We start from the raw sequence: 8,677 nt of genomic DNA on the forward strand, positions 1-8,677 counted from the left end.
TTAATATCATTATAAGCGTTATCTACTGATTCTTTTTCATTCCATACCAACTTATTTAAGTGTTCTTTGATAGCAGTTTCTATGTCGACTAAATTTTTATGCGTATCGGTCGGCAGATATTCAATATGTAATTTAAAATATTCTTCCAAAGATGTACTACTATTGAGTAAACTTTGATATTCCATCTTATCAATCTTGTTGTTTCCATTTTCTACATAGTGTATTTTTATGAAACTATTACTTTTTATTTTGGAATGTTTATCAATAAAATCATCAATATATTCCAATAAAGTTGTTTTACCACAACCATTTATACCTGCCAAAATCACAATTGGTAATATCTCCTCATCTTTTTGAAAACTAATACTAAAATTTTTAAACATTTTATGATTTTCTATTTCTATTCTAGATATTTGCATACCTTCCGAGTTATTGATTTCAGGAAATAATATTTTATACCAGTTGTTAATATATCTGTATGTAACACTACTAGGTGTAACAGATTTTTGTAATGTTCCCCTAGGTTGTGGAAAACTATCAAATCTGTGATTAATGGCATAATCTAAAACTTCAACCTTTCTTCTATACTTGAACCAATCTATGCTGCCTTTGTCATTTTCTTCAAAATCACCTATGACTTTCGTTAATGCAATTGCCAATGCTCCGCGTTTAATTAAAACTATATCTCCAATCTGCATTTCATTTTCAAATTGGCTAATTTGAGATTGCCCACCTTCCCATTCACCAAGACCAATTAAAGCTTTTTTCTCTAAAAGTTCTTTTTCTCTTCCCCACTCTTTATCATTAGGATGCAGTTGCATATGCCAGTATGTCATATCAATTCTCCTCTTTTTTCATAAAAAATAGATTTTTTGACAAAGCACCTATTAAAAAATAATCCATGTTTTTAGCCAGTTTTTCATCATTTTCATAAGCCATTATCAAACTCATAGCATTACTAATCTTTTTACCAAACTCTAAACTGATTTTATGTTTATATTTGAAAAATACAAACTCTATCTCTTTTTTTAGTTTTTGAGCATACTTTGCCCTTAAAAATGGCTCTAACATATCAGCATTTTTTTTCTCTTTTTCGCTTTGCAGCAATAAATACTTTGCAACCTGCCCACACAAATAAAAAAACTCTTGTGTTGTTAAAAGACTATAATCAGCTGTATCTAACTTTGTAAAGATGGTTCTTTGCATCTCACTTACATTCATGACTTGTTCTCCTTTTGATTTATGTTTAAAATAGTAATTCTGCAACGATAGCTTCAAATTCATAGCTTTTTTGGCTTTTAATTCTCTATCATTCCTTAAATGCTCTAGTACGAAATCAATACCATTTTTTTGCAATACACTGTAAAAAGCTCTTTCATCATACTTTTTAAAATAATTTACCATAGCATCACGTGTGATATATATTAAATTCGCAAAAATTTTATTGAGCTTATTATATACATCACCGTAATAATTTGAGATTAGCTGGTCATTGTAAAATATCTCATCTACAATTTGTTCCAATTGTCCTAATGAATCAATAGTATCATCATCAATCAAATTTTTATTTTCAAAAACCTGTAGATAATTTTTATAATAAATTGAGTCATCAAATTTATTAATTTTTATAGGCAAATAATCAAAATCAGTAATCATATCTTTCTCTTTATAATCACGATTTAAAAAAAACTGCTCTCCATTTGGATATTTATTTTGGTATTTTTGATATTTAAGCCAGTCAAAAAACTTTTTTACAAGTAACGCATTATTTTGCTCAATCATAAAAGGTGCTATAGTTTTTTTAGTTTTGTGTTCAAGATACGGTTTTTTTGCATTCAATCCCATATTTGAATCAGACAAACCATACACATTATCAGAAAATTTTACACTATATGAAATATCATTAAATATTTTGATTGAATAATAAAAGTTACTCTCTTCTTGGTACTTCTCAATTGGTGCTTCAAAGAAAATTTTGATGTAATTTACAACTCCATTTTCATTAGCGACAGTAACAAATTTATCAATATTATTTAAAATAAAGTCGCTATTGCTCAGAATCTCTCTTTTTCTTTCCTCGTTTGTAAACTTTTCTTTATAGTTAGTCAGTATCTCTTTTTCTTCGCTTTTTGTAAATTTTGAATAATCAATAAATGCTTCAAAATGTTTCTTTATTACCTCGAAATTCAAAAGTTTTTTTTCATCTTTACTTATAAAACTTTCCAATTTTACAAAGAAAGAGAGATAATTTACATTATGAATTTTTTTATCATAAAAAGATTTGTTTGAGTTCAAATAAGAGCTGTAATAATCTTTTTCTGCTAAATTATAATATCTATTTTTTACTCTATTCCCCTCTAAATCTTTCAATGAAAGTTCTTTGTCTTCAATTTGTTTTTCAGCTTTATATATGAGATATTCCGTCTCATTCTTTTGATTAACGATAACATACAGTCCATCTTTTAGCTGATAATTATCAAGAATGAGTTTGTCACCTTTATTAGGTTTATCGTACTCTTTTTTAAAAACTTCTAATAAATCATATATCATCTCATCCCCCCAGCCAAACAAAACCCGCCGCCATAACTATTTTTTTCCCCCAATCCGCACGCCAATGCCGTAAACGCCAATTTTTGACTCATCTCGTCTTCGTTGGGGACGATGCGGAATTTGTTGCCAAAAAAGCGGATTTTTTTCCCCTCTTTATGAATCTCGATATTTTGGGGGACGCGGTTTTTTATCTCTATCATCTGGATGAAGTTTTGGGGTGCTTTGATCTCTTCACCGTAAAAGCTCTGGTATTTTTTCTCCAGATTGTCGTGAAGCTGACGCTGGAGCTGCATAATATCACCGTTTTTCTCCATCGTCCAAAAAAGGTTCCCCTCACTCGTGACGATGACGGGGGTAGCACTGTAGAGTTCGGTGATAAAAAAAGATTTGCGTCTATTCAGATGCGTTTCGACGACGATAAAATCGGGATGGTCGATGTTTTGGCGTAATGCGGTTGAGAGAGCGGTGAGAAACTCCTCATCAGGGGAGCGGAGGATGAAACGGTAGGTAGAGCCTTTTTTATAGACTTTATCAGCTTCGAGGGGAAGCAGTCCTCCAAAAACGTAATGTTTATAACCGCTTTTCGTATGTCTCTCATCCAATCCTCCCCGCATCATCGCATAGGTGATAAAATGGGAAATCGTCTCAAAACTACGACGAAAATCGAGGTCGTTTTTAAAATATGCCGTGCATGTCAGTTCAAAAAGGTGCATTGAGTCTCCTATAATTTTTAATATCATTTGATAACCAAAGAAGTTTATTACTTCTCACCTTAAAATGCAAAAAACATTTACTATTTTGGTTTTAAGAACAAAAATTTCGATATCCCTACTAACTTCTTGTGCTATACTCATTGTATGAAAAACATTTCACTATTTTTTCGTTCATGTAAGAAAGATCATTTGAATTAATATGTCCAACACCTCTATCCTTTACAGTCTCTATATTGTCCAATGCAGTGATGATACCTATTACACCGGAATTACTAACCACCTCGAAAAGAGGATGCTAGAACATAATACCTCTACAAAGGGGGCTAAATATACCCGTTATCGCCGTCCGGTTACATTAGTCTATTCCGAAGTATGTGGGGATAAAAGCAGTGCATTGAAACGAGAATATATAGTTAAACAGCTCAAACGCAAGCAAAAAGAACAACTTTGGAATTATTATGCCGCTGACGGTGCTCACGTTGGTGCGTTAAACGGGTGATTTTCATCTAATTTTGAGGGAATATATTCTATTAAAAACGGTAAATTTATAGACAAAATAGGATTGTAGTGCTACCCTATTCTCGCCCAAACATTCCGCAGTTTTTGGGTGTAATAAATCAATGCGTCTTCACGGTTCAACCGTTTTGGTTTCTCTTTGATATGTAAAGTAGTTCGGAACTCTCCATCGATCATGCGTATGCTTGATATCTCATCCATAACACATTCCCCATAGGTGCGCCCTTTTGCCGATTCAGTTTTAATCTGAGAATAAAGGTTTAGCTCTTCCATAAATTACTCTCAATCTAGTGACCTAAAAAATCTGGCAGATTACGATCTCTTTTAAGCGCATCGATAGCAGCATTTACAGCTCGTTTGAGTTTCAACGCAGCTTCAAGCCCCTCTTTATCTTTGGTGATGTGCAACGAACCCTCAATCATAATGGTGTCAATACCATTTTTGATGTGTAAATTGCCAGTGGTGAATCCATCGCTGTCGTTTTCATATGCCATAAAAGGTTGTCGCATTATTTTCCTCTCTTATGGAACTCTCTTAATAAGCGCAATAATAGCACCAATCTGCTAATTTTTAAATTTTGATTGACAAATCTCATGATTTACTATTTAAAATTTCATCAATCTTTCTAAAACAATCCATCAACTTCTCTTGATCAGCTTTACTCAGTTTCGCAATTTGTTTACCGCTGATTTTACTGAATGATTTCCATTTAGCTATCATATCGCCCTCCCCTGTGCTGAGGACTTTCCCTTCTTTATGCTCAGCAATCAGCTTCATCGCTTCACGCTTGCTCATATTCTCATCAATAACTCTGTTCATCACAGCTTTGAGGACTACTTCGTTCTTAGAGAGCTTTTGAAGCACCTGTGCGTTCGAAAAAGATAGTTTGCTAGCACTGAGCGCTTCTTTGATCAATGGATGCATAGAGAGCATTGTGAGGCGGTTTAATAAGCCGCTGATCTCAATTTTTCCTGTCTTTTTGAGGACTTCATTCATTTGAAGACGTTTTTCTTTCTCTTCGTCACTCAATTGGATCGATCCGGCATCATGATTTTTAAAGCGAATGAGTAGCTTTTCAATACCCTCTTGACTCTCATTGATAGCTACTTTGAGATAATCAATCAAGGCGAGGGTCTCATCGTAAACACTGATATCCTCTCTTTGCATATTCTCTGTAGCCATAAGCAAGATTGCCATGTCATCATCGATATTTTCCAAAATGATCGCCGGAATGGTTTCTTTGCCAAGTATCTTATAGGCTTCAATACGACGATACCCGATGATTCGCTCATACCCCTCCCCTACCCTGCGCAAAACAACCGGATATATCAGCCCAACAGCTTCAATCGATTTAGAGAGTTCAACAATCGCCATTTTGTCATGCCATCTTCGATCATGAAATTTCGGAGAGGCAATCGAAGCAATAGCTACTTCAATCGTATTGCTTGTTTTGTTTTCAATACTCTCGGAGATGCTTTGACGCAATGCCTCTGCTTCCTCGATTCTTTTTGTGGTTGTTTCAGCGGATATATTTTTACGTGCAGGTAGTTTTGCCATTTTATCTCTCCCCTACTTCAAGTTTATTGGTGATTACTTTAGAGATGTTTTCCAATAAAAGCAAAATATCTCTCTTCCCTGTATCAAAACCCTCAATATAGTCTTGCAAAAAATAGCGAACCGATTGAGCATTTGAAAAAACAGTACGGTCCGGAATCTCTTCCAAAAGAGTAGTTGGGATTTTTCCGATCGATGAATATGTTTTTAACGATATCATATAACTGCCCATAATCTCAGCCAAAGTCTCTTTGTCATCGCGACGTTGTTTATTATACATTGTTGGCAAGATGAAGAGATGTTTGTAGGTTTTGTCATAATCTTCAAGTACATCATTGAGAACCTGTAAGAAACCATTAGCCCCTGCAATTGCGTTTGTTTTAGTTTGTATAGCAACTATTAAAGTATCTGATGCGAGCAAAACATTTCTAAATAGCGTTGAAACCGACGGCAATGCATCAATGATGACAAAATCATAGTCGTCTTTAATTTTTTGCAGGTACTTGTTTAAAAGCATGTCTTTACCGCCACTCACACTCTCAGCAGCTGCAACGATAGAATTGCCGGGGGAGGGTATGAAATGAAGCTCATTAATTGCAACAATTGATTTGCCATTTTCATCTTTTAAAATGCCTGTAATATCCAACGGCTCAATCGATGCACGTTCAAAAATTTTTACTATACTTTCAGTCTGCATATACTCTTTAATAAATTCATTGTCAAAATGATTGTAAAGATCCATGAGTTCAGTCAGTGTTGCTTGTCCATCGAAGTCAATTAATAAAACTTTTTTAGTTTTCGCTAGTTCTCGTGCTAATGCCTGTGCGGTTGTCGTTTTTCCAACACCACCTTTTTGATTTACAATTGAAATTACTGAACCCATTTAGTGCCTCTTTAAATTATCCATCCGGATGGATAATTGTTTTTTTTACTCTGTGAAAAGTATATCATAAAAAATTAAGTATGGTGGAATATCTAATTTAAGTAAAAATATAAACTTTTCAATTTTAAAATTATCCATCCGGATGGATAGTTGCTATAGATGAGGAAACTTAGGGAATAGGGCAGGGCTTTATTTGTATAAAAACCCTGCAATAGATGCAGAGGTGGTCGATGCTATCGATTTGCCCTCTTTCATGTTAGCAATATGTTCATCTGCGCGGCGTAAGGACTCCATAAGCAGATCAATAATTTTATCACCGTTTTGAAAGGTATTAAGTCGTTTGATAAAATCTTTACCACCAGCAAACTTGACTGCCCATGCTTCTCGTACAGAAAGCGAAAGGGAATGAACTACATCGATTTTGTCAAACAACTCCTCAAAATCAACTCCTTTAACATTTGATTCAACCATAACGATAGAACGTAATGAATGAAGCTTATTCGCCAATTCTTCAGACACATTACGAATATCATCTTCAATATCTATCATTGATGTGAGCATAATCTCAGGAGTATATCGAAGCCGATCGTATTTATTTTTTGCAAGCTCCTCAAAAACCCGTTCGATACTGCCATATTTTCTAATCACACTGATAGCAACATCGTTAGAGTAAGCATCAGCTGCATCCATCTTAAGTGATTTTAGAAGTTTCCCCGCTTGTTCGAATATACTTTCACCACTTCTCATTTATTCATTCCTGTCATTTTACTAATTTCACGAATAATCTCTTCTTCACTGGAACCATGCTTACGCATAACCTCTACTCGTGTCTTAATTTCAGCATTCATTTTAAGCTCTTCTTCATTGCTCATCGCCGCCATCTCAATCGCATCATAGTGTTGAATCAGCTTACTAATAGAATTGATCGATTTACGCCAAAATTCTGCTTCTTTTGCTTTAGAATTAAAGAGCCAGCGGATTGCAGCGAAATAGTGTTCAGGTATCCTAATATGCGTTGTGTCCAAAAGATGTAAACGCATAACGTCATAGGCATTCTTGGAGTATCTTCCCTCACAAAGGTTAATATCAAAAGTTGGCTGGATTTGTTTTCGATGAGAATCAAACTCCCTAACTACACGATCTGCCTCTTCAGTATAAGCTGTTGACCCCGTGTTAATAAGATCACGCTTTTTCTCGATGAGAATAAACTCTTCTTGATTTCTAATAATAGGAATATTTGCGATTTCCGGATTTATACTCTTGCTCAGCGCAATAGCGGTGGCAGCTTTTGCCCGACGCTGAAATGATTCTGTTTGGGGCACAGTTTGAATACCGTAACTAACTGCACTACGCCACATTTCCGTTGTTCGAATTAGACTAGTATTTTCAGAAGATATTGCCACCAGTCCTTTTTTTGCCATATTATTTACAATCGATGATATATCTTTATCTCTCAACCCAAGATATTTAGCAACTTGTTTTGTTTCAATATTTGCATAAAATTCTCCGTATGTAACATCATGTAAATAATCAAGAAACGCCCACCATGTTGGTGTCAACTCTAGCTCATTCATTATCTGCATGTCGATTGAAACCGTCTTTTTCAAAATTCATCTCCTATTTCATAGAGTATATCAAAAGACTCACACATCAGCATTATTTTCCCTTTTTTGCATAGGATTTAATTTTCTCTTTAACCATCTTTTGGACTTCATCCGTAATGGATGCTTCCGATTCACCATGTTTGCGCATTAAAGCAATCCGCGTCTGAATCTCCGGATCATTGTGGATTTTGGATTCTATAGCACTACGCTCAACGATAACAATCTGTTCAATCTGTTCAAAATGTTTAATAAGCTTTGTAGGTGTGGTAATGGTTTTTAGCCAAAAAATAGCATCATCGGATTGAGCTGAAAGAAACTGAATAACATTGTAAACTGCATCGGCTGAATATTCTTCAACAAGATCATCAATTACACTTGCCCACTTCTCTTTATTTTTGGAAATAGATCTATTTCCAATTGCATTCATAATAGTTTCAAGCTTATTAAAAAGATTCATTTCTACTGTTTCATTTTTATTAATTTCAGGCATTATTTCAGCTTCAAGGGCAGGGGAGATATCATCAAAATACTCAATTCCAAATACTTTACAAAACTTCTCTTTATGCTCAGTGCTATTAAATAAAAAGCGTTCGGTTGATGTCAAATAAGGTTCAATTGTTGTTTTCATTGAGTCAAAATTATTTTCAGTAATAACTATAGAGCGTTTTTCGGTCAATTTAAAGGTGATTGGCAATATAGAAGCGATAAGATCTTTTTCTTCTTCATGAGAAGTAAAAAAAGAGAGGGTAGGTCCTAAAAAGCCTCGTGGTATCAAATAGCTACTGCGGATGAAGTCAAGTGATTCAATTGCATTTGATCCAACAAACGATGTTTCATCGCGCCCCATTATATTCATG

General features: G+C 34.6%; 10 protein-coding genes and 1 pseudogene. 1 reads left to right on the top strand and 10 read right to left on the bottom strand.

Features of this window, described 5'->3' with window-relative positions; genetic code table 11:
* The 3 genes from WA010_RS11750 to cas6 all read right to left on the bottom strand — a co-directional run.
* A partial coding sequence (locus tag WA010_RS11750) for an AAA family ATPase (RefSeq protein ID WP_422557304.1) occupies positions 1-836 on the bottom strand: 836 nt, incomplete at its 3' end.
* A 1-nt stretch (position 837) separates the two neighbouring features.
* Positions 838-2,550 (bottom strand): hypothetical protein, encoded by a 1,713-nt coding sequence (locus WA010_RS11755; RefSeq protein ID WP_422557305.1) that lies wholly within the window; start codon positions 2,548-2,550, stop codon positions 838-840.
* Positions 2,547-3,263 (bottom strand): CRISPR-associated endoribonuclease Cas6, encoded by a 717-nt coding sequence (gene cas6, locus WA010_RS11760; RefSeq protein ID WP_422557306.1) that lies wholly within the window; start codon positions 3,261-3,263, stop codon positions 2,547-2,549. The genes WA010_RS11755 and cas6 overlap by 4 nt, the downstream gene beginning before the upstream one ends.
* Before the next feature lie 199 nt (positions 3,264-3,462).
* On the opposite strand from cas6, the gene WA010_RS11765 reads away from it, so the two are divergent.
* Entirely contained in the window at positions 3,463-3,762 is a 300-nt protein-coding gene (locus WA010_RS11765) for a GIY-YIG nuclease family protein (protein ID WP_422557307.1), read from the top strand.
* 71 nt (positions 3,763-3,833) lie between these two features.
* On the opposite strand, the gene WA010_RS11770 is transcribed toward WA010_RS11765, so the two are convergent.
* The 7 genes and pseudogenes from WA010_RS11770 to WA010_RS11800 form a co-directional block, all read right to left on the bottom strand.
* Entirely contained in the window at positions 3,834-4,052 is a 219-nt protein-coding gene (locus WA010_RS11770) for a hypothetical protein (RefSeq protein WP_422557308.1), read from the bottom strand.
* A 14-nt stretch (positions 4,053-4,066) separates the two neighbouring features.
* Positions 4,067-4,288, bottom strand: coding sequence for a hypothetical protein (locus WA010_RS11775; RefSeq protein ID WP_422557309.1), 222 nt, complete (start codon positions 4,286-4,288; stop codon positions 4,067-4,069).
* 82 nt (positions 4,289-4,370) lie between these two features.
* Positions 4,371-5,336, bottom strand: a complete 966-nt coding sequence (locus tag WA010_RS11780) for a ParB/RepB/Spo0J family partition protein (RefSeq protein ID WP_422557310.1) — start codon at positions 5,334-5,336, stop codon at positions 4,371-4,373.
* Between the two features lies 1 nt (position 5,337).
* Positions 5,338-6,216: a ParA family protein gene (locus tag WA010_RS11785; RefSeq protein WP_422557311.1), complete on the bottom strand. Its 879-nt coding sequence runs from the start codon at positions 6,214-6,216 to the stop codon at positions 5,338-5,340.
* A 189-nt stretch (positions 6,217-6,405) separates the two neighbouring features.
* Positions 6,406-6,963, bottom strand: coding sequence for a hypothetical protein (locus WA010_RS11790; protein WP_422557312.1), 558 nt, complete (start codon positions 6,961-6,963; stop codon positions 6,406-6,408).
* Positions 6,960-7,823: a MarR family transcriptional regulator gene (locus WA010_RS11795; RefSeq protein ID WP_422557313.1), complete on the bottom strand. Its 864-nt coding sequence runs from the start codon at positions 7,821-7,823 to the stop codon at positions 6,960-6,962. The genes WA010_RS11790 and WA010_RS11795 overlap by 4 nt, the downstream gene beginning before the upstream one ends.
* A 49-nt stretch (positions 7,824-7,872) precedes the next feature.
* Positions 7,873-8,677: pseudogene (locus tag WA010_RS11800) on the bottom strand (replication initiation protein); the annotation flags it as partial.

This window comes from Sulfuricurvum sp., assembly GCF_049305995.1.
Lineage (GTDB): Bacteria > Campylobacterota > Campylobacteria > Campylobacterales > Sulfurimonadaceae > Sulfuricurvum.

What these genes read in the sequence shown, in the direction of transcription:
- WA010_RS11780 (WP_422557310.1), bottom strand. Translation starts at nt 5,336, where the DNA reads ATGGCAAAACTACCTGCACGTAAAAATATATCCGCTGAAACAACCACA.
- WA010_RS11775 (WP_422557309.1), bottom strand. Translation starts at nt 4,288, where the DNA reads ATGCGACAACCTTTTATGGCATATGAAAACGACAGCGATGGATTCACC.
- WA010_RS11770 (WP_422557308.1), bottom strand. Translation starts at nt 4,052, where the DNA reads ATGGAAGAGCTAAACCTTTATTCTCAGATTAAAACTGAATCGGCAAAA.
- WA010_RS11765 (WP_422557307.1), top strand. Translation starts at nt 3,463, where the DNA reads ATGTCCAACACCTCTATCCTTTACAGTCTCTATATTGTCCAATGCAGT.
- WA010_RS11785 (WP_422557311.1), bottom strand. Translation starts at nt 6,216, where the DNA reads ATGGGTTCAGTAATTTCAATTGTAAATCAAAAAGGTGGTGTTGGAAAA.
- cas6 (WP_422557306.1), bottom strand. Translation starts at nt 3,263, where the DNA reads ATGCACCTTTTTGAACTGACATGCACGGCATATTTTAAAAACGACCTC.
- WA010_RS11790 (WP_422557312.1), bottom strand. Translation starts at nt 6,963, where the DNA reads ATGAGAAGTGGTGAAAGTATATTCGAACAAGCGGGGAAACTTCTAAAA.
- WA010_RS11755 (WP_422557305.1), bottom strand. Translation starts at nt 2,550, where the DNA reads ATGATATATGATTTATTAGAAGTTTTTAAAAAAGAGTACGATAAACCT.